Source organism: Azospirillum palustre (genome assembly GCF_002573965.1).
Lineage (GTDB): Bacteria > Pseudomonadota > Alphaproteobacteria > Azospirillales > Azospirillaceae > Azospirillum > Azospirillum palustre.
This window is the reverse complement of the sequence record NZ_PDKW01000043.1, coordinates 577,013-597,126: the sequence shown is the minus strand read 5'-3', so window position 1 is coordinate 597,126 and position 20,114 is coordinate 577,013. Positions and strand designations below refer to the sequence as shown.

The following is a 20,114-nucleotide window of genomic DNA, read 5'->3' as shown; positions in this document are numbered from 1 at the left end:
TCAAGCGGAATCGCTTGAAGCGTGAATCACACGGAAAACCAAAAGCTTAGAGTCTGTCTGGTGCTTCAATAAGCATCAGACAAACTCTAAGGGGTCAGAGGAAAGGCAGAGGCAGGATCAGGGTGAAGCCGTCCACCGCCATCAGCACGCCGGCCGCCGCCAGCGCACGGCTGGCCCACAGGATGAAGCCGCGGTTGGTGATGGCGAAGACCGACGCCAGCACGATGGCGAGCTGCAGCATGCCCTCGGCGAAGTCGAAATAGGGGTCCTGGGCCGCGGCATGGTCGCGCCGGACCTCCGCCGCCTTGGCCTTGTTCAGCAGATCCTTGCGGCTGTTCTTGCCGTCGTCGGCCTCCATCCGGTCGGCCGATTGGCGGTATTCGGTGGAGCGCTGCAAAGCCTTGGCCTGGGCCTCCGCCGGCATGCCGGCAGACAGCAGTTCCAGCTCGTCGGCGGCAAGACGCAGGCTGATCTGGCGCTGGGTCTTGGACTGGTAATAGGCGAAGCTGTCCGACGCCTCGATGGCGCTGGCCATCAGCTCCTTGCCGGCATTCGAACCGGCGACGCTGACGATGGCCAGCACCGCCGCCAGGACGGAGATGTAGATGGCGGTGGACATCTTCACCCCATGCCCGCCCTCGTCATTCTCTTCGGCATGGTGATGTCCGGCGGGCCGGCGCTTGGCCCGTTCCCGCTCGTGGGCTTCGTCGATCAGGTCCTTCACCTCGGCGGCTTCCATGGTCCCCTGCCCTTCGTCCGGCCCCCCGCCGTTCGGCGGATGACGAAAGAGTTAGCGAAACACTCGACGCGAGAAAAGCCCCGCTCGCGTTCCGTCGCCGGGGGCTGCGCGATGTCACCGCCATATTTTCCTTTTCATCGGCGGCGGCGCGCTCCCGAATGTCTCGTGCGTCGACATTCGCCCCTTTCATGGGCGACCGGTTCGGGCTATGTCAGGGACCATGAACCAGTTCGCACGCCTGGCGATCGAGGCCGGCCCGCTCGCCGCCTTCTTCGTTGCCAACTCGCAGGCCGGCATCATGACCGGCACCGCGGTCTTCATGGTCGCCATCACCATCGCGCTCGCGGTGTCCTGGCGGCTGGAACGGCGCATCCCGATCATGCCGGTGGTCGGCGCCGGGTTCGTGCTGCTGTTCGGCGGCCTGACGCTGTGGCTTCAGGACGACCTGTTCATCAAGATAAAGCCGACCCTGGTCAACCTGCTGTTCGCCATCGTCCTGTTCGTCGCCCACATGACACGGCGCAACGTGATGAAGCGCCTGCTGGGCACGGTTCTGAGCCTGTCGGACGACGGGTGGCGCACGCTGGGCATCCGCTGGGCGTGGTTCTTCCTGCTGCTGGCCGTGCTCAACGAGGTGGTGTGGCGGAACTTCGCCACCGACATGTGGGTCAACTTCAAGGTGTTCGGCATCATGCCGCTGACCCTGCTGTTCAGCGCCTTCCAGGCACCGCTGATCATGCGCCACCAGTTGCCGGAGGAGCCGGCGGAAAGCGGCCCGGCAGCCTGACGGCACCGCCTTTGTCACGGCTCCCGACCATGCCCCTCTTGTGCGGCGCGGAAGGGGCACTCACATTGGTGGCGACCGCGACGACATCCGTTCCGACCGTTTTTCAGAGGTATTGATCGATGGGCAGTTTCAGCATCTGGCACTGGTTGATCGTTCTGGTCATCGTGCTTCTCCTGTTCGGCGCCGGCAAGCTGCCCAACGTGATGGGCGACATCGCCAAGGGCGTGAAGGCCTTCAAGGCCGGGCTGAAGGACGAGGACGAGGCCCAGACGCCCGCCGCGACCACCACCGCCCAGACGCCGGCCCAGGCTCCTCCGGCCGCGATCAACCCGGCTCCGGCCCCCGCCCCGGCACAGCCGGCTGCTCCTCAGCCGGCGCCGACCGCCGCCACCACGACCACCGCCCAGCCGGTCGACCCGACCCGTCCGCACCAGGGCTGAGGTCCCTTCTTTTGTGCCGCCCGACTGCCGGGCGCGACCGCATGGCGGTTTGAAGGGGCGGCAAAATACGATAAAGAGAAGGGGCTTTCCGCAGCCGGTCCGTGTTCCGCGGCCCCGGCGCGCGGAAGGCCCCTTTTTCTGCTTTCAGCCGGCCCGCCATGACGGGCAAGCGCAGGTCGACCGTGACGCTCAAGCCACCGCACCGGCAGGCTCCCACCCTGACGACACCGACTTTCAAGGACGAGATGAAGGCCAACGGCAAACCTTCCGACACTCCGCCGCCGGAGAACGAGGACATCGCCAAGCTGCTTCGCGCCTTGAACGAAGACCTGCGGGCCGACCCGCAGGACGACGACGTGGAGTATGAGGAGGAGGAGCCGGCAGCCCGCAGCCGCCTGCCGCTGGGCAAGATCGCGCTGGCCCTGGTCGCTGCCGGCGGCATCGCCGTCGGCGTGGTCTATGTCGGCTCGGGCGATCCGGCGCCGGTGACGACGGCCGCCAACAGCGGGGCGCCGATGGTGCCTGCCCCCGCCATCACCCGCGCGCCCGCCAACCCGGCACCCGGCGCCACGGCGCCCGCGACCGGAAGCCTGCCGACCCCGGCAACCACGCCGCCGGCCGCCGCGACGCAGACTCCTCCGGTACAGTCCGCGCCGGCACCGACGGCCCCGTCCGCCGCTCCGCCGCCGCCGGTCGCCGCTTTGCCCGCCAGCCCGCCGCCGGTCCTGAAAGTGCCGGAGCCGCCGTCCGTCCCGGCCACCGCCCCCGCCGCGGCTCCGAAGCCGCGCGCTGCGGCCCCGTCGGAAAACGCCCCCGCGATCCAGAAGCCGGAGTCGCCGAAGCCCGAAGCGGCCAAGCCGGAAGCGCCCAGGCAGGAAGGACCGGCGGACACCGGGTCGTTGCAGGCGATGCTGGCGCCGCCCAAGGAGGCGGCAAAGCGTCCGCCCACCGCCACGCCGGCGGCCCCCGCCACCCCGCCCGCCGCATCCTCCGGCACTGGCGAGCCCAAGCAGGCCGCCAAGGCCGCCGCGCCGTCCACCCCTGCCGCCCAGGCGCCGGCCGGGCGCTACACCGTTCAGGTCGGCAGCTTCTCGGTGACGGGGAACGCCGATTCGCTGGTCCAGCGGCTTCAGGGCAACGGGTTCCAGGCCTACACGGTGGATTGGACCGACAGTGCGAACCGGTCCTGGCGCGCGGTGCGCGTCGGCGGCTACCCCGATGCGGCCGCCGCGAAGCGGGAGGCCGAGCAGTTGAAATCGAAGATGGGGCTCAACCCCGTCGTCGTGACGACGCGCTGACCCCCGGCCGGGCCGGCGACGGACGCCGGCCGGTCCTTGCCCCTGCGACACCGTGTCATCCCAACGAAAGCCCGACGGCGACATTTGGTCGCGGCCGGGCTTTTTCTTTCGGACTTCACCCCCGTTCTTTGGTCGGGGGAGCCGGGAGTGCCGCTTGATCCCCGCTTCTCTTTGCTCGTACCATGGACATTCCAGGGCACGAATGCATTGCCCCGGCCGCAAATTGGGAAGCCGGCACAAGACCGGCGCACCGGAGGACGCCCAGCCATGAAGCCGACCATCCTGGTTGTCGACGACGAGCCCAGCATCGTCCTGTCGCTCCAGGTTCTCATGCAGCGCGCCGGGTTCGACGTGCGCATCGCCCGCGACGGGGACGAAGCGCTGCGCTCGGTGGAGACCTTCACCCCCGACCTGATCCTGCTCGACGCGATGATGCCGAAGCGCGACGGCTTCGACGTCTGCCAGACCCTGCGGACCAACCCGGCCTGGAAGACCCTGCCGATCATCATGCTGACGGCGCGCAGCCGCGACGTCGAGCGGCAGAAGGGGCTGGCGCTGGGCGCCACCGACTACATCACCAAACCCTTCTCCACCCGCGACCTGCTGACCACCGTCCGCCGCCATCTGGGCCTGACCGCGACCGGCAGCGTGGAGCCGGCGCCATGACCGCCCCGGCGCTCGACGGGCCGCGGCCGGACAGGAAGACCGGCGGCGTTCCTCCGCCCGCACGCCTGCCGCGCCGCATGATCCCGCTGGCCTTCCGCGCCGCCGGCATCACGCTGGTGGCGCTGGCGGTCGGACTGGCGGCGGCGGTGCGCGGGTCGGACGCGTCGGACCCGCTGCTGACCTATGCCGTGGTGATGACGGCGGCCTGCGCCGCCGCGGTCTGGGGGCTGTGGCTGGCGGTCGACCGCTATCTGCTGCGCGCCGCGGAAACCCTGAGCCGCGAGGCCGGGCTGATCGCCCACGGCAATGCCGAGGGGGCGGTCGGCGGCCGGGTACCGCTGGCCCGCTATGGCGACCTGCTGCCCATCGCCCGCGCGGTGAACGATCTGTCGGACAAGCTGGCCCAGGTCCGCCGCGACATCGCCCGCACCGTCGCCGACTCCACCGCCAAGGCGGAGGAGCAGAAGACGCAGCTCGCCGCCGTGCTACGCGACCTGCACGAAGGCGTTCTGGTCTGCAACACCCGGCACCAAATCCTGCTCTACAACCAGACCGCCCTCGACATCCTGCACCTGACCGGAGAGCTTGGGCTGGGCCGCTCGCTGCTGCATTTCGTGGTGGCGGAACCGGTGACCCACACGCTGGAGCGGCTGACCCTGCGGGTGCGCGAAGGGCGGCATGTCAATCACGAGCATGGCACCACCGCCCAGTTCGTCGGCGCCACCACCGACGGCCGCATCCTGCTGGAAGGGCGGATGAGCGCCATCCTGCAGGATCCCGACCCGGCGTCGGGCGAACCATCGGTCAACACCAGTCCAGCCATCACCGGCTACGTTCTGACCCTGTCCGACGCCACCAGCGAACTGGCGGCACTGGGCCAGCGCGACTCCCTGCTGCGCGAGGCGACGGAAGGGTTCCGCGCGCCCATCGCCAACCTGCGGGCGGCGGTCGAGACGCTGTACGACGCGCCCGACCTCGGCCCCGGCGACCGCGCCGCCTTCGAAAGCGCGATGCTGGACTCCTGCTCAAGCCTGTCGCAAAGACTGGAGCGGGTGACCAACGCTTACCGCAACGTCGTCACCGGCAGCTGGCCGATGAGCGATATCCATTCCAACAACCTGATCACCCTCGTCGCCCACCGGGTGGGGGCCGAGTCCGCCACCACGGTGACGCTGACCGGCCTGCCGCAATGGGTGCATGGCGACAGCCACAGCCTCGTCCTGCTGTTCGCCTATCTGATCGGGCGGGTGCAGGCGCTGACCGGCGCCACCGCCTTCGATCTGGAGGCGGCCGGCCCGCAGGACGGCGACCGCTGGGTCTATCTCGACCTCGTCTGGCAAGGGCCGGCGGTGTCCAGCGCCACGCTGGATGGCTGGCTGGACCAGACCCTGCCCGACGGTCTGGGCGGCCTCAGCGCCGGCGACGTCCTGCAACACCACCGCAGCACCGCCTGGAGCGAGCCGCTGCCCACCGACGGCGCCACCGATAGCGCCCGCGCCCGGTTGCGCGTGCCGTTGCCGCCGGCTCAGTCGCCGCGCACCGCCCAGCCGCGGCCGAAGGCCGGCGCCCGGCCGGAATTCTTCGATTTCGGGCTGCTGCACCAGCCGCTGGCGACCAGCGAGCTTGGCCGCACACCGCTGGACCGGCTGCATTACGTGGTGTTCGACACCGAGACCACCGGCCTGTCGCCCAGCACCGGCGACGAGATCATCCAGATCGCCGCGGTCCGCGTCGTCGGCGGGCGCATCCTCACCGGCGAGACCTTCAACACTCTGGTCGATCCGAAGCGGCCGATCCCGCCGGAATCGGTGCCCTTCCACGGCATCACAGACGGGATGGTGGTGGGCAAGCCGACCATCGACGCCGTGCTGCCGCAGTTCCGCAGCTTCGTTTCCGGCGCGGTGCTGGTGGCGCACAATGCCGCCTTCGACCTGAAATTCCTGAAGATGAAGGAACGGGCGGCGGGGGTGGCCTTCGACTGTCCGGTTCTCGACACCATGCTGCTGTCGCGCATGCTGCTGGGCAATGACGGCGACCACACGCTGGACGGCATCGCCGAACGGCTGGGCATCGAGGTGGTGGACCGCCACACCGCGCTGGGCGATAGCCTGGTCACCGCCGCGGTGTTCCTGCGGATGATCGAGATGCTGCGCGAACGCGAGGTGCGGACGCTGGACGACGCCATCCGCGGCGCCAACATCCTGGTCGAACTGGCCGCGCGGGAACGCGCCTTTTGAGCGCGCCCGACCCGACACCGGGCCATGAGCCGGGCTCCGGCCGATACCGCGACCGGATGATCGGCTTGTTCCTGCTGGCAGCCGCCCTTTTCAACCCGCCGCTGCTCGGCCTGTTCGGGGTGGGGGGGTCGATTCTGGGGGTGCCGGCGCTCTATGTCTGGGTCTTCGGCATCTGGGCGGCGGTGATCGCGCTGGCGGCAATCGCCGGCCGGGCACGCTAGGAGGACGGCATGCAGACCGGGCTGGATTGGGCCGCCGTCCTGATCGCCGCGCTGGTCTACCTCTCCGCCCTGTTCGCCATCGCCCATTGGGCCGACCGGCGGGAAGCGGCGGGGCGTAGCGTCATCGCCTCGCCCACCGTCTTCGCCCTGTCGCTGGGCGTCTATTGCACAACCTGGACCTTCTACGGGTCGGTCGGTCGGGCGGCGACGCTGGGCATCGGGTTCCTGCCGGTCTATCTCGGCCCCACCCTGCTGATGCTGCTGGCGCCGCTGCTGTTGCGCAAGATCCTGCGCATCGCCAAGGCGCAGCGCATCACCTCCATCGCCGACTTCCTCGCCAGCCGCTACGGCCACAGCCCCTTGCTGGGCGGTCTGGTGGCACTGACCGCCACGCTGGGCGTGACCCCCTACATCGCTTTGCAGCTCAAGGCGGTCGCCGTCAGCTTCGACGCGCTGACCGGTGGTGGGCTGGGCACGACTGCCGGGCCATTCCTCGACCAGGGCTTTCTCATCGCGGCGGTGATGGCGCTGTTCGCCATCGTCTTCGGCGCCCGCCAGATCGACGCGGCGGAACACCACCCCGGCATGGTCGCCGCCATCGCGCTGGAATCGCTGGTGAAGCTGGTCGCCTTCCTGGCGGTCGGCATCTTCGTGGTCTGGGGCCTGCATGGCGGGCTCGACAGCCTGTTCGCCGCGGCCGCCGCCCGCCCGGATCTCGCCCGCCTGATGGGCAGCGAGGCGGCGCTTGGGCATGCCGCGTCCGGCGGCGGTCCATGGGGCGCCTGGGTCGCCACCACCATCCTGTCTGCCGCGGCGATGCTGTGCCTGCCGCGCCAGTTCCAGGTGATGGTCATCGAATCGACGGACGAGCGCCATCTCGACCGGGCAATCTGGCTGTTCCCGCTCTACCTCCTGCTGATCAACCTGTTCGTCCTGCCGGTGACGCTGTCGGGACTGCTGACCTTCGGCGGCGGGCTGGACCCCGACCTGTTCGTGGTCGCCCTGCCCTTGAACGGCGGTGCGGGATGGCTGGCCCTGCTGGCCTTCCTGGGCGGGCTGTCGGCGGCGGCGGGGATGATCGTGGTCGAGACGGTGGCGCTCTCCACCATGCTGTGCAACGACCTGGTGATGCCGATCCTGCTGCGCACCCGGCCGCGGGCGCTGGCACGCTCGGCCGATCTGGCGCCGCTCCTGCTGGCGGTGCGGCGCATCGCCATCGTGGCGATCCTGCTGTTCGGCTACGGCTATTTCCGGCTGGCGGGCTCGGCCTACGCTCTGGTGTCGATCGGGCTGATCTCCTTCGCCGCGGTGGCGCAGTTCGCACCGGCACTGATCGGCGGGCTTTATTGGCGGGGAGCGACCCGGCGCGGCGCCATCGGCGGCGTGACGGCGGGGGCGCTGGTCTGGGCCTATACCCTGCTGCTGCCCAGCTTCGCGCGTTCGGGTTGGCTGCCATCCGGCTTCATCACCGAAGGGCCATGGGGAATCGCGGCCCTGCGGCCCTACGCGCTGTTCGGGCTGGAAGGTTGGGACTCGCTGGCCCATGCGCTGTTCTGGACCGCGCTTGCCAACATCGGCGCCTATGTCGGCCTGTCGCTGTTCGACCGGCAGGGTGCGGCGGAGCGGGTGCAGGCCGCCGCATTCGTCGATGCCTTCCATCCCGTGTCTGACGGCGTGACACCGACGCCAACCGTACAGTCCGACTGGCGCAGTGCAGCCAGCGTCGGCGACCTCACCCGCGTCGTCGCCCGCTTCCTCGGTCCACAGCGTGCCGGGCGTGCCTTCGATGGCGCCGATCCGGACGAGCCGGCCGGACCGGAGCGGCTGCGGCTGGCCGAACGGCTGCTGGCCGGCGCCATCGGCGGAGCGTCCGCCCGCGTCGCGCTGGCCTCCTCCGTCTCGGCGGGCGCCGTGGAGGCAGCGGAGCTTCTGCGGATGCTGGACGAGACCAGCGACGTCATCGCCCACAGCCGCGAACTGGAACGCAAGACGGCGGAGCTGGAACGCGCCACCGACGCGCTGCGCGCCGCCAATGAGCGGCTGACCGAGCTGGACCGGCTGAAGGACGACTTCCTGTCCACCGTCACCCACGAGCTGCGCACGCCACTGACCTCGATCCGGGCGCTGAGCGAGATCCTGCATGACGACCCCGGACTGGACTCCGGGCAGCGGCAGGAGTTCCTGGCCGTCATCATCAAGGAGAGCGAGCGGCTGACCCGCCTGATCAACCAGGTGCTGGACATGGCGAAGATCGAGGCCGGCGCGCTGGACTGGCGGATCGAGACCATCGACGCCGGACAGGCCCTGACGGAGGCGGTTGCCGCGACGGAGGCGCTGTTCCGCGAGCGCGGCATCGCCCTATCGGTCGACATGCCGGAACGGCTGCCGCCGGTGCGCGGCGACGTGGACCGGGTGATCCAGGTCGTCGTCAACCTGCTGTCCAACGCCGCCAAATTCACCCCGCCCGGCGGCCGGACCCGGCTGGTCGCCCGGCTGGGGGACGGTGTCCTGCGGGTGGCGGTGATCGACAGCGGCCCCGGCGTGCCGGCGAGGGACCGCGACCTAGTGTTCGACCGCTTCCGCCAGTCCGGCGACGCGTTGACCGGCAAGCCGGCCGGCACCGGGCTGGGACTGGCCATTGCCAAGCGGATCGTCGAGCATCTGGGCGGCCGGATCGGGGTGGAGGATGCGCCGGCCGGACCCTTCGCCGAGTCGGGCACCGGGGCGTCGTTCTGGTTCACCCTGCCGCTGGCGGTTTCCCCATCCGGCCAGGGCACCGGAGAGCCGCCGGTCATAACCCGAAAGATTGATTAGACTCTAATCGTTTACAATCGTCTGGCCGTGCTGCAATCCCGTGCTATCCTTTCCGGCATGTACGTTCCATATGGATCAGGGGATTTCCGCTTGCGGTCCGGCCCAGCCATGCGCCCAGGGCGGCATACAACCGATGGGGTGCCATACGCCACGGCCCTTCCCGTTCGGGCGATGCGCGCTTATGGTGAGGCCCACGGATCGGCGTATGACGCGGCTCCGACGGAACGGCCCGCCTGTCCGGCGGGTTGGCGGTAGGAAGGCGGGATGGGCAAGATACTGGTTGTCGACGACGAGCGGGACGTCCAAACGCTGATCTTGCAGCGCTTCCGCCGCGCCGTCCGTACCGGCGAACTGGAATTCCTGTTCGCCCATGACGGGCAGGAAGCGCTGGCGACCCTGCGCGCCCGGCCCGACATCGACATGGTGCTGAGCGACATCAACATGCCCGGCATGGACGGGCTGACCCTGCTGGACCATCTGCCGCAGGTGAATTCCGACATCCGCGCCGTCATGGTGTCGGCCTATGGCGATCTGGGCAATGTGCGCGCGGCGATGAACCGCGGCGCCTTCGACTTCATCATCAAGCCCATCGACTTCGCCGACCTGGAAGCCACCATCCACAAGACGCTGGAGGCCTGCCAGTCCGTGCGCCGCCTGCGCGACGCGCTTCAGGAAACCCGCACGGCGGAGGCGGCATCGCGCGCCCAGGCCGCCCGCATGCGCCGGGTCCTGGACGGCAGCCCGATCGGTGTCGCCATCATCACCGAAGCCGGCGATCTGGTTTATTGCAACCAGCGCTGCACCGACCTGTTCGGCGTCCCCGCCGACACGCTCCAGCACCATTGCGCCCCCACCCTGTTCCGCCATGTCCAGGAACGGCTGCCGAACCGGGCGTCCGGGATGGACGCCTTATCGGTGTCGGACGAGATTCATTATGTGCGCGAAGACGGGCGCACGGTGTGGATGGCGATGTCCGTCGACCGCACCAGGTACGAAAACCAGCCGGTCTTCATCGTCTGGCTCTACGACATCACCGAACGCAAGGTTCAGGCCGAAGCGCTGCGCCGGGCCAAGGATTCGGCCGAACAGGCGCTGGCCGACCTGGAGCGCATGCAATCCGACCTGATCCGGGCGGAGAAGATGGCGGTGATCGCCCAGTTGATCGCCGCGGTCGCGCACGAGATCAACACCCCCGTCGGCATCGCCCTGACCGCCGCCACCCATTTGCAGACGGCGTCGGAGGGGATCATCATGACCTTCAACGGCGGCCAGCTGCGCAAGAGCGACTTCCAGGACTATGTCGGCACCGCCAGCGAGGTCTCCACCCTACTGGTCGCCAACATCGAACGCGCCGCCGCCCTGATCCAGAGCCTGAAGCTGGTGACGGAGGGCAAGGCCAGTTCGCCGCGCAGCCGTGTCGGCCTGCGCGACTACCTGTCGGACATCGTGCTGGCGGTGCAGGTGCAGCCGGCCGCCGCCGGGCATGAGCTGGTGCTGGAATGCCCGGACGGGTTGGCGCTCGACACCTATCCCGGTGCGCTGACCGAGGTGCTGCTGGCCCTGCTGACCAATGCCTTCGCCCATGCCTTCGAGGCGGCGCCCGCCCCCGTCGGCTTCGGTATAAGCGAGAGCGATCAGCCGGAGGACAGCATCCGCCGTCCGGGACAGGTCACGGTTTCGGTCCGGATGATGGGTGACGAGCGGGTGGAGCTGCGTGTGTCCGACAACGGCCGGGGCATCCCCGCCGACATCCAGCCGCGGCTGTTCCAGCCCTTCACCACCACCCGCCGCGGCGCCGGCAGCATGGGGTTGGGGCTGTATGCCGTGTTCAATCTCGTGACCGGCAAGCTTGGCGGCGAGATCGACATCGACAGCGAGGTCGGCCGCGGGACCTGCGTGATCCTGCGGCTGCCACTGGACGCCCCCTGACCCTTTCGGATCAGTGACCGAGCCCTGCGGACGACATCTTCGGGACCCACTCATGGACGACAAAGCCGACCTGCTGCGAGCCCTGCCCCCGCTATCGTCCTACTCCCCGGAGGAATCGGTCGCGGCCTCGCTGGACCGGGCGCAGAACTACCACGACCAGCTGGTCGCGGCGATGCCGGGCCTGATCGTCCATCGCGACGGCGTGATCCTTCATTGCAGCGGCACGCTTGCCCGCCTGCTGGGCTACGACTCGGTCGGGGAGGTGATGGCCCTGCCCGACATCATGGCGCTGATTCCGGAAGACGCCCGGCTGGCGGAGCGCAACGCCTATGCCCGCTGCCAGCAGGGCCCGATCCAGCCGCTGGCCCGCCGCATCAAGCGCCATCGGGCCGACACCAGCATCCAGTGGTTCGACCAGCTGCTCGAACCGGTGAACTGGGGCGGCGCGCCCGCGGTGATGGAGATGCTGACCCAGATGCGACCCCAGGCTGCCAATGCCGAGATCCCGCATCAGGGGCAACTGTTGCAGGCGGCCATCGACGCCATGCCCAACGGCGTGCTGATGCTGGATCGCGGCCTGCGGCTGGAGGGTGCCAACAGCGAGTATTTCCGGCTGTGGGACTATCCCCCCGGCATGTTCCCGCCCGGCACCCCGGTGGCGGAAACCCTCCATTACAACCACCGGCGCGGCGATTACGGCGACGTCCCCTGCGAGGAGACCGTGGCGGAGCTATGCACCCGCTTCCTGGTCAAGGGCGTCATCAATTCCGAACGCCAGGTTCCCTCGAACGGCCGCATCCTGGACATCCGCACGGCTCCCCGGGCGGACGGCGGCTATGTCATCACCCACCACGACATCACCGACCGCAAGCGCATCGAGGATGAGCTTCGCCTGGCCAAGGAGCGGGCCGAGGCGATCCTGAAGGAGCTGCGCGAGACCCAGCAGCAGCTGATCGTCCAGGAGAAGATGGCCTCGCTCGGCCAGCTGACCGCCGGCATCGCCCATGAGCTGAAGAACCCGCTGAACTTCGTCAACAACTTCGCCGAACTGTCGGGCGAACTGCTGGACGAGCTGCTGGAGCTGCTGGAACCGCTGAACGACCATCTGGAGGGAGCGACCCGCACCGACGTGGACGATCTGGTCGACAGCCTGCAAAGCAACCTGCGCAAGATCGCCGACCATGGCCGGCGGGCCGACAACATCGTCAAGAGCATGCTGGCCCATTCGCGCGGCGGCGGCGGCGAATGGCAAAGCACCGACCTGAATGCTTTGGTGGAAGAGGCGCTGGCCTTGTCCTACCACGCCGTGCGTGCCCAGGACCGCAGCTTCAACGCGGCTCTGGACCGTCGATTCGACGCGGCGGTGGGCGAGGTGAAGCTGGTTCCACAGGACATCTCGCGTGTGCTGGTTAATTTGTTCACGAACAGCTTTTACGCAGTCCGCAAAAAACAGCTCACCTGCGGCAATCCCGATTACGAACCGGCACTGACGGTCACAACCGAAACGAGAGGACAGGACGTTTCCATAAGAATACGTGACAATGGCATCGGCATGACTACCGCAGTGATCGAAAAGCTTTTCACTCCGTTTTTCACCACGAAGCCTACCGGTGAAGGAACCGGCTTAGGACTTTCACTCAGCTATGACATCGTGGTACATCAACACAGGGGCCGTTTCGACGTATCCAGCATCGAAAACGAGCATGCCGAGTTTACGATCACGCTGCCACGAACCGTGACGGCCATGTCGCTAGGGGAGCGCCGAAAGACATGACCCTGGGAATCCTCGTCGTCGATGACGAACCGGATATCGAGGATCTGTTTCGCCAGCGCTTTCGCGCGGAATTGCGCCGTGGTGAACTGGTGCTTCATTTCGCCGCGTCTGGCGAGGAGGCGCTCAAAAGCTTGAACACCGGCTTGCAACCCGAAGCTGTTCTTGTCCTCAGCGATATCAATATGCCGGGGATGAGCGGGCTCGACTTCCTGCGATGTCTTCGTGCGGAAGCGCCGCATGTGCCGGTGATCATGGTCACCGCCTACGGCGACACCGAAAACCGCCGCCGCGCCCTGGACATCGGTGCGACCGAACTGGTGACCAAGCCCGTCGATTTCGTTGCCCTGAAGAAGCTGGTCCAGAGCGTCATCGTTCAGAAGACGGCGGCTTAACGCCCTGCCCCGCTCCCTGTCGACCTAAGGGGCGGTCCGATTGCGGGACAGGGAATACGCCGCCGCTCTCCATCACCCCGCGCACACCGCCGCGATGTCGCTCAATTCCGGATGCGCCCCGGCCGAACAGGACGGGCAATCGGGATCGACCGGAACCGCGATCTCGTTGAACTCGCCGCGCAGGCCGTCATAGAGCAGCAACCGGCCGGCCAGCGGTTCGCCGAGGCCGAGCAGCAGCTTGATCGTCTCGGCCGCCATGATGGTGCCGATCACCCCGGGCAGCACGCCCAGAACGCCGGCTTCGGCACAGGACGGCGCATATTCGGCCGGCGGCGGCTCCGGGAACAGGCAGCGGTAACAGGGCCGCACGCCCGGTGCCGCCCCGCCGAACACCGACACCTGCCCTTCGAAGCGGAAGATGGCGCCATAGACGTTCGGCACGCCCAGCCGCAGGCAGGCATCGTTGACCAGATAGCGCGTCGGCAGATTGTCGGACCCGTCGACCACCACATCGTGCCCGGCCAGCAGTTCCAGCACATTGGCAGCTTCCAGCCGTGTATCGTGCGACACCACCTCGATGGTCGGGTTGAGGTCGAGCAGGGCGGTGCGGCCGCTCTCCACCTTGCGCTGGCCCAGCCGGCTTTCGACATGCAGGATCTGGCGCTGAAGATTGCTGCGCTCGACCCGGTCGTCGTCGATCAGGGTCAGGCGCCCGACCCCGGCGGCGGCAAGGTACAGCGCGATGGGCGAGCCCAGCCCGCCGGCGCCGATCAAGGCGACACGGCTGCGCAGCAGCCTGTGCTGTCCGGCCTCCCCCACCTCCGGCATGGTCAGGTGGCGGCGGTAGCGCTCGCGCTGGGCGGCGTCGAGCTGCGGCGGCACCTCCACCGGCAGGCCACCGGCCTTCCAGGCGGAAAAGCCGCCGGCGACCGACCGCACGTCCCGATAGCCCAGCCGGAGCAAGTCCTCAGCCGCGAACAGCGACCGGGTGCCGCCGGCACACATCAGCAGCAGGGGACGCGCCGGGTCGGGCGCCTTCTCCTCGATCCGCAACTCCAGGAAGCCGCGCGGCAGGCGCAGCGCACCGGCCGGGCTGCCGGTCGCCGTCTCCTCGTCCTCGCGGACATCGACCAGCAGGGCGCCGTCCCGTTGCAGGGCCAGCGCGTCGGCGGCGGTGACTTCTGCGATGCGGGCGCGCAGTTCGGCGAGGCGCCGGTCCTTCAGGCTCATGACGCGAGGCTCCTCAACCGCCGGCCAGGGCGACCATCAGGGTCAGGGTGGCGCCGGCCGGCAAGGCCGCTTCCAACCCGCCCAGCCGACGGACATCGTCGCGGCCGAGATAGACATTCACGAAACGGCGCAGGTCGCCCTCGGCAGTGAACAGCCGGTCGCGGAAGGCATCCTGCCCGGCAGTCAAGGCCGCCAGCGCCTCACGCACCGTGGCGCCCGGCACCGTCACCTGATCGCGCCCGCCGACGAAGCCGCGCAACGGGGTCGGCACGCGGATGGTCACCTCAGCGTTCGTCACGTCTGCATCTCCTCTTCCGGCATCGCCTCTCCAGCGGGCTCCTGCGGCGCCGCCGGAGCCAACGCCGCTTCCGCCTCCACCGCCAGTTGGCGGAACAGGTCGCGCACCTGCTTGGCCCGCATCAGGTCGATGCGCAGGTCCAGCAGGTCCTTGAAGCCATATTCATAGGACCAGACGTCGGCCGGCGCATCAACCCGGCAGGCGGTGCTGGCGACATGCTCGGCCAGCAGTTGCTCCACCGTTTCCTTGGGCTGGCGGCTGGCGTCGCCGAAATGCAACTCCATCACCCGCTCGACCAGCGCCGCCTCTTCGGCGGTGGATTCGTAGAGTCCGCGCAGGCGCAGTTCGTTCAGCACCGGCTTCGTCGTCCGCGCCAGGAAACGGCGCGGGACCAGCCAGAGCCGCATCGCCCGTTCGATGGCCAGCTCGGTCATCAGCTCGCTGAACTCGTCATCGGTCAGGTCGTTGCGACGGCACCAGTCGGCCAGCGCCTCCGCTCCCACGAGTCCACGCATGGCGCAGAAACGCCGGGTTTCCGTCTGCACCGCCGCCTCGTCCACGGTGACGCCCATCACCTCCGCGAACTGGCGGATCAGCAGGCGGCCGAGTGCGGCATTGTTGATTTCCGCGAAGTCCGGCCGATGCAAGGCGGCGTGGGAGGCGATCTCCGACAGCGGCACGGCGTTGCCGCCATGGCAGACGCGGCGGTCGCGCTCGTACAGGACGTCGAAATAATGGGACGCGTTGAAGTCGAACGGCGCCGGCCGCGGCGGCATGATGAGGCTGCCGAGATGGCTGAGCAGAACCTCCGCGTCGCGGCGCTTCTGGTCGATCCCGCCGCTTTCCAGGAAGCGCTCCAGCCGGTCCGTTTCCTCCGCGCCCAGTCCGGCTTCGGCGAAGATGCGGTCGCGGGTGCGTTCGGTGAAGTACAGCCCCTTGGCGGCGGCGATCACCCGGTCGTGCAGGGCCCGGTCCGCCACCCCGGCGGCCAGCGCCGCCGCCATGCTGGCACGCAGGTTCACCAGCGGCTCCGACAGCGGGAACCAGCCGTCTTCCGGACCGGCATGGGCCAGCGCCACCTCGTCGTCGCCAGTCAGCCGGCCGTCAACATAGCCGCGCGCGACCTCGCCGACCGGCACCATGCCGAAGGGATGGCATTCGGCCGCCCGCAAGGCGCCCATGCTGGACGCGCCATAGACCGCCACGCCCTTGTGCAGGGCATAGAGGATCTCCTTGTGCCAGACCGACAGCGACTGGCCGAACACCCCGTCGATCAGGGCGATCACGTCCGGCCGGTGGATGGTCATGGCGCTAATGATGTCGGCCTGCGCCGCCGGCGGCAGGAACACCGCATCCGGCAGGATCGCGCGGGCATCCTCCACCGGCATGGTGGGGCCCAGGAACACACAGATCTTCATGCGACCGATCCCATTTGCGCGCCCATTTGCGCCTGGGACGCATGCGCCGTCAGAGCATCCGCGAAAGCCAGCGGCCGGGCACCCGGAGTGTAGAAGTCGAACTGGTAGCCTTCCAGCCCCGGCACCAGAATCCGCACCACCGGAATGCCGATCTCCGGCAGGGTCAGGTCGAAGACCAGCGCCTGCTCGATCCTGGCGCGGTGCAGCACGGTCAGCAGGATGGTGATGTCGCCCTCGAACGTCGGGGTGGCATGGTTCCGGTGGCGGCGCCCGTCGGTGTTGATCGGTGTCGCCTCCAGCGCCGCGATCTCGGCATTGCCATCGGCATTCTGGTTGCGGACCAGATCGCGGCGGAAGAAGTCGTCGCGCGAACCGGCGATCAGGACCAGCCGCGACTGCACCGCCTCGGTCAGGGCGCGGCACATGGCGACCGCCGGCTCCAGATGGCTGCCATAGCCGCGGTTCATGCCGGTCTTGCGCATCTCGCGGTCATAGACGATTGCCATGTAGCTCGGCACGCCCAGGTCCGTCGTGACGTCGAACAGCAGGGGACGGATGCCGGCCTGCTCGAACCGGTGCAGCAGGTCGCGCACGGTCGGCGCGTCGATGCTGTCCAGATTGACCCGCGGCGTCGGCCAGTTGAGCCGGTCGCCGGCATAGCGCCAGCAGGCCACGGAGTCGCGCTCGATCACCTCGTAGAGACCGGAGGCGACCGCCTCCAGGATATGATTGCCGCTGGCCAGCCCGTTGGTGCCCATGGCGTAGAAGCTGCGGGCCCCCGGCTTGGTTCCCGGCGGCATGCTGTGCAGCCCGACCGAGGTCCAGGGCGCGGCGACCGGCCGCCCGCTCATCAGGTCCCAGCCCCAGGTCCAGATCTCCGGCCGGTCGGGACGGAAGGAGCCGTGCTTGGTTCCCGGCAAGCGGTCCAGCGGGATGCGTCCATCGGCCGGCAGGTCGTTCCACGCCGCCTCGATATGCGGCAGGCGCAGATGCTCGGCATGGTGGAACTCGATCGCCTCCATCGCGGCGGAGACCGTTGCGGCGGCGAGGCTGAAGCCCTTGCCGGCGCTGCCCGACAGGGTCGGGCTGTTCGGCCGGTGCCCGATGACGGTGTGGATGCCCAGACGGTCCAGCCCGGTCACGTCGGCCAGCCGCGTGATGCCGCAGCGGGCGAAATGGGGCGAGATGCGGGCCAGCGTCTCTTCCGGCGTCGCCGTGCGGTGGGTGCCGATGAAGAAGCGCTTGGCGGCGCGGTGGACGGTGTCGCCCAGGCGGATGCCGGGAAACTCCGGATAGACGGTGTCGGGCGATGCGCTGTCAGCCATGGGATGGATCAGGACTCGCGGTTCCGGCCGGTTCGGAGGGAGATGGATTGTCGCCCCGCGGGACGCGGGACGCATAAGGACAAAGAGGGGCCGGCCGTCTCCCGTGAGGATAGGCCGGCCCCGATGCGATTACGCCTCGGTCTTGGGATCGTCGCCAGCCGCTGCCGGGCCCTGCGATGCGGAAGCAGACGCGCCAGGAGTCGCCGCAGCGGACGTCGCCGAAGCGGAGGTTGCCGATGCCGACATCGCCGACGCCGAATGAGCGGAAGCCGGAGCGGCGACTGCCGAGAAAGCCGGGGCCGGAACAGCAGAGGCCGACTGCGCGGCAGCCGAGAACGCCGACGCCGGAGCGGCAACCGCCGAGAAGGCCGGAGCCGGGACCGCAGACGCAGACTGCGCAGCAGCCGAGAACGCCGATGCCGGAGCGGCAACCGCAGAGAAAGCCGGGGCCGGGACCGCAGACGCAGACTGCGCCGCAGCCGAGAACGCCGACGCCGGAGCGGCGACCGCGGAGAAGGCCGGAGCCGGGACCGCAGACGCCGACTGCGCCGCAGCCGAGAACGCCGACGCCGGAGCAGCAACCGCGGAGAAGGCCGGGGCCGGAACAGCCGACGCAGACTGCGCGGCAGCCGAGAACGCCGACGCCGGAGCGGCGACCGCGGAGAAGGCGGGAGCCGGAACAGCCGACGCAGACTGCGCAGCAGCCGAGAACGCCGATGCCGGAGCGGCAACCGCAGAGAAAGCCGGGGCCGGAACAGCCGACGCAGACTGCGCAGCAGCCGAGAACGCCGACGCCGGAGCGGCGACCGCAGAGAAAGCCGGGGCCGGAACAGCCGACGCAGACTGCGCAGCAGCCGAGAACGCCGACGCCGGAGCGGCGACCGCAGAGAAAGCCGGGGCCGGGACCGCAGACGCAGACTGCGCGGCAGCGGAGAATGCCGATGCCGGAGCGGCGACCGCGGAGAAGGCCGGAGCCGGAACAGCCGACGCAGACTGCGCGGCAGCCGAGAATGCCGAAGCAGGAGCGGCAACCGCCGAAAAGGCCGGGGCAGGAACAGCCGACGCAGACTGCGCAGCAGCAGAGGTCGCCGACGCGGAGGTCGCCGACGCCGAAGCCGCCGAAGCGGAGGCGGACGCCGACTGCGCGGAGGCGGAGAAGGCGGGGCCCGGAGATGCCGACGCGGAGGTGGCGGACGCTGATGTGGCCGAGGCCGAAGTGGCGGAGGCGGAGGCCGCAGACGCCGAAGTGGCGGAAGCCGACGTCGCCGAAGCCGAGGCGGCGGTCGCAATCGACTCGACCGCCGCCGCGCTGTCCAGACCGCTCTCTTTGCCCGTCAGGGAGTTGAAGGCATCGGCAGCGGCGCTGTGGACATGGTCGGGAAGGACGCCGCCGAACCCGCTCTGCGCCAGCAGGGCTTGCTTGCCCTGAATATCGAGGGCGTTCAGCTGATTACGGAATTCGCCGTCGGTGGCGAGGCGCTTAATGAGGGCGAGTGCCTGTTCCTTGGCCATTTACGGGCCCCTCCTGCAATCGGTCAGCCAATAGGATTGCTGCGAATGGAATGCAACGGCTAAACCAATAGCATAGGCAATCCGCAAAAATTCTAGTGAAAATGCACAAGAATCGGCGATTGCCTCGGAAATTTTAAGTCCGGCACTGCCGCTCCTGACCACGGCAAGGTACGTCGCATGGCTTTAGAGCAACACGCCTTCCGCAATACGCCGCCTTGCCCGCCATTCCTCGCGCGTCTGGTGCCAGACATCCGCCTCCGGCGGGTTGACCGGTTCGGGCAGCAAGGTCGTCCCGCGCACCTCCGCCCCCAGTTTGCGCGCCACCGCCTGCGAGGCCGTGTTGCGGGGATGGATGGTGTGAATGACTTCGGTCCAGCCCAGACTGTCGAACACCCAGTCGATGGCTGCGGCAGCGCTCTCGACCGCATAGCCCCGGCCCCAGCAATCCGGCATGATCGCCCAGCCGATTTCCGGCCCCGGCCAGCCATCCGGCACCCACGGCCCGACCCGGCCGACCCAGCGGCCGGCCTCCTTCTCGATGACGGAGAACATGGCGAAGCCCTGGATCGACCAGGCGCCCGCCATCGACAGGAAGCCGCGCCAGGCGACCGGACGCGACTGCACGCCACCGATGAACTCGGTTCCCTCCGGATTGGCCATCATCGCCGCCCAGTCATCGAAATCTTCCGCCCGGGTCGGCCGCAGGATCAGGCGAGCGGTTTCCAGCATCGGTTCATCCCTGGGGACCATCATCGCGCCGCCTCGATCATCAGCAAAAAGCGCAGCCATGCCGCGAGAACCCTCCTACACACCGCCCGAGGGAAAGATCGGGGCGAAAACTTCACAACCGAAGCGTATTTATCGAAACCCGTTCGGCAACGGATGCAAGAAACATCATTCACAAGCATCGAACCTGCGTCCAGAGCGAACTGTCGGCACCACCACTGCACAGCATGACCTTGACCGAACACATTAGGCTTTCTGGGCTAGAGCGACGCCGTGAATCGGATCCCATATAATAGGGCGATGCCCGG

General features: G+C 68.6%; 17 protein-coding genes. 11 read left to right on the top strand and 6 right to left on the bottom strand.

Annotation, left to right across the window (positions count from 1 at the left end; genetic code table 11):
• Positions 1 to 94: 94 nt before the first annotated feature.
• Positions 95 to 739, bottom strand: coding sequence for a DUF4337 domain-containing protein (locus CRT60_RS25130; protein WP_098739276.1), 645 nt, complete (start codon positions 737 to 739; stop codon positions 95 to 97).
• Positions 740 to 959: 220 nt separating this feature from the next.
• On the opposite strand from CRT60_RS25130, the gene CRT60_RS25125 reads away from it, so the two are divergent.
• From CRT60_RS25125 to CRT60_RS25085, 10 genes are all read left to right on the top strand, one after another.
• Positions 960 to 1,526, top strand: coding sequence for a septation protein A (locus CRT60_RS25125; protein ID WP_098739275.1), 567 nt, complete (start codon positions 960 to 962; stop codon positions 1,524 to 1,526).
• Positions 1,527 to 1,645: 119 nt separating this feature from the next.
• Positions 1,646 to 1,966 (top strand): twin-arginine translocase TatA/TatE family subunit, encoded by a 321-nt coding sequence (locus CRT60_RS25120; RefSeq protein ID WP_098739274.1) that lies wholly within the window; start codon positions 1,646 to 1,648, stop codon positions 1,964 to 1,966.
• Positions 1,967 to 2,148: 182 nt separating this feature from the next.
• Positions 2,149 to 3,264 carry an SPOR domain-containing protein gene (locus tag CRT60_RS25115; protein ID WP_244592745.1) on the top strand — a complete coding sequence of 372 codons (1,116 nt, stop codon included), beginning with the start codon at positions 2,149 to 2,151 and terminating at the stop codon, positions 3,262 to 3,264.
• 267 nt (positions 3,265 to 3,531) lie between these two features.
• Positions 3,532 to 3,930: a response regulator transcription factor gene (locus CRT60_RS25110; protein WP_098739272.1), complete on the top strand. Its 399-nt coding sequence runs from the start codon at positions 3,532 to 3,534 to the stop codon at positions 3,928 to 3,930.
• Positions 3,927 to 6,167 (top strand): 3'-5' exonuclease, encoded by a 2,241-nt coding sequence (locus CRT60_RS25105; protein WP_244592744.1) that lies wholly within the window; start codon positions 3,927 to 3,929, stop codon positions 6,165 to 6,167. Before CRT60_RS25110 ends, CRT60_RS25105 begins: the two co-directional genes overlap by 4 nt.
• Complete coding sequence (locus CRT60_RS36520) at positions 6,164 to 6,388, top strand: hypothetical protein (protein WP_143273383.1); 225 nt, start codon at positions 6,164 to 6,166, stop codon at positions 6,386 to 6,388. Before CRT60_RS25105 ends, CRT60_RS36520 begins: the two co-directional genes overlap by 4 nt.
• Positions 6,389 to 6,397: 9 nt before the next feature.
• The gene (locus tag CRT60_RS25100; protein WP_098739271.1) at positions 6,398 to 9,202 is read left to right on the top strand and encodes a sensor histidine kinase; all 2,805 of its coding nucleotides are present in this window, start codon (positions 6,398 to 6,400) and stop codon (positions 9,200 to 9,202) included.
• Positions 9,203 to 9,466: 264 nt separating this feature from the next.
• Positions 9,467 to 11,131 (top strand): ATP-binding protein, encoded by a 1,665-nt coding sequence (locus CRT60_RS25095; protein ID WP_098739270.1) that lies wholly within the window; start codon positions 9,467 to 9,469, stop codon positions 11,129 to 11,131.
• Positions 11,132 to 11,183: 52 nt separating this feature from the next.
• Complete coding sequence (locus CRT60_RS25090) at positions 11,184 to 12,905, top strand: PAS domain-containing sensor histidine kinase (RefSeq protein ID WP_098739269.1); 1,722 nt, start codon at positions 11,184 to 11,186, stop codon at positions 12,903 to 12,905.
• The gene (locus CRT60_RS25085) at positions 12,902 to 13,297 is read left to right on the top strand and encodes a response regulator (RefSeq protein ID WP_098739268.1); all 396 of its coding nucleotides are present in this window, start codon (positions 12,902 to 12,904) and stop codon (positions 13,295 to 13,297) included. Before CRT60_RS25090 ends, CRT60_RS25085 begins: the two co-directional genes overlap by 4 nt.
• Positions 13,298 to 13,369: 72 nt before the next feature.
• Here CRT60_RS25085 and moeB read toward each other — a convergent pair whose 3' ends face one another.
• Genes moeB through CRT60_RS25065 form a run of 4 tightly spaced genes read right to left on the bottom strand, consistent with a single transcriptional unit; the run spans position 13,370 to position 17,568 of the window.
• A complete protein-coding gene (gene moeB / locus CRT60_RS25080; protein WP_098739267.1) occupies positions 13,370 to 14,527 on the bottom strand; it encodes a molybdopterin-synthase adenylyltransferase MoeB in 1,158 nt (385 codons plus the stop codon).
• Between the two features lie 13 nt (positions 14,528 to 14,540).
• Positions 14,541 to 14,825 carry a MoaD/ThiS family protein gene (locus CRT60_RS25075; protein ID WP_161958122.1) on the bottom strand — a complete coding sequence of 95 codons (285 nt, stop codon included), beginning with the start codon at positions 14,823 to 14,825 and terminating at the stop codon, positions 14,541 to 14,543.
• Positions 14,822 to 16,243: a TfuA-like protein gene (locus CRT60_RS25070; RefSeq protein ID WP_098739266.1), complete on the bottom strand. Its 1,422-nt coding sequence runs from the start codon at positions 16,241 to 16,243 to the stop codon at positions 14,822 to 14,824. The genes CRT60_RS25075 and CRT60_RS25070 overlap by 4 nt, the downstream gene beginning before the upstream one ends.
• Complete coding sequence (locus CRT60_RS25065; protein WP_098739265.1) at positions 16,240 to 17,568, bottom strand: YcaO-like family protein; 1,329 nt, start codon at positions 17,566 to 17,568, stop codon at positions 16,240 to 16,242. Before CRT60_RS25065 ends, CRT60_RS25070 begins: the two co-directional genes overlap by 4 nt.
• 1,186 nt (positions 17,569 to 18,754) lie before the next feature.
• Between CRT60_RS25065 and CRT60_RS25060 the strand changes: the two genes are divergently transcribed.
• Positions 18,755 to 18,997 (top strand): hypothetical protein, encoded by a 243-nt coding sequence (locus CRT60_RS25060; protein ID WP_098739264.1) that lies wholly within the window; start codon positions 18,755 to 18,757, stop codon positions 18,995 to 18,997.
• Between the two features lie 266 nt (positions 18,998 to 19,263).
• Here CRT60_RS25060 and CRT60_RS25055 read toward each other — a convergent pair whose 3' ends face one another.
• Positions 19,264 to 19,809, bottom strand: a complete 546-nt coding sequence (locus CRT60_RS25055) for a GNAT family N-acetyltransferase (RefSeq protein WP_244592743.1) — start codon at positions 19,807 to 19,809, stop codon at positions 19,264 to 19,266.
• Between the last annotated feature and the right edge of the window lie 305 nt (positions 19,810 to 20,114).

Excerpts from the sequence above, each read along its gene's own strand:
- CRT60_RS25130 (WP_098739276.1), bottom strand. The coding sequence starts at position 739 with ATGGAAGCCGCCGAGGTGAAGGACCTGATCGACGAAGCCCACGAGCGG.
- CRT60_RS25125 (WP_098739275.1), top strand. The coding sequence starts at position 960 with ATGAACCAGTTCGCACGCCTGGCGATCGAGGCCGGCCCGCTCGCCGCC.
- CRT60_RS25120 (WP_098739274.1), top strand. The coding sequence starts at position 1,646 with ATGGGCAGTTTCAGCATCTGGCACTGGTTGATCGTTCTGGTCATCGTG.
- CRT60_RS25110 (WP_098739272.1), top strand. The coding sequence starts at position 3,532 with ATGAAGCCGACCATCCTGGTTGTCGACGACGAGCCCAGCATCGTCCTG.
- CRT60_RS25105 (WP_244592744.1), top strand. The coding sequence starts at position 3,927 with ATGACCGCCCCGGCGCTCGACGGGCCGCGGCCGGACAGGAAGACCGGC.
- CRT60_RS25100 (WP_098739271.1), top strand. The coding sequence starts at position 6,398 with ATGCAGACCGGGCTGGATTGGGCCGCCGTCCTGATCGCCGCGCTGGTC.
- CRT60_RS25095 (WP_098739270.1), top strand. The coding sequence starts at position 9,467 with ATGGGCAAGATACTGGTTGTCGACGACGAGCGGGACGTCCAAACGCTG.
- CRT60_RS25090 (WP_098739269.1), top strand. The coding sequence starts at position 11,184 with ATGGACGACAAAGCCGACCTGCTGCGAGCCCTGCCCCCGCTATCGTCC.
- CRT60_RS25085 (WP_098739268.1), top strand. The coding sequence starts at position 12,902 with ATGACCCTGGGAATCCTCGTCGTCGATGACGAACCGGATATCGAGGAT.
- moeB (WP_098739267.1), bottom strand. The coding sequence starts at position 14,527 with ATGAGCCTGAAGGACCGGCGCCTCGCCGAACTGCGCGCCCGCATCGCA.
- CRT60_RS25070 (WP_098739266.1), bottom strand. The coding sequence starts at position 16,243 with ATGAAGATCTGTGTGTTCCTGGGCCCCACCATGCCGGTGGAGGATGCC.
- CRT60_RS25065 (WP_098739265.1), bottom strand. The coding sequence starts at position 17,568 with ATGGCTGACAGCGCATCGCCCGACACCGTCTATCCGGAGTTTCCCGGC.
- CRT60_RS25055 (WP_244592743.1), bottom strand. The coding sequence starts at position 19,809 with ATGCTGGAAACCGCTCGCCTGATCCTGCGGCCGACCCGGGCGGAAGAT.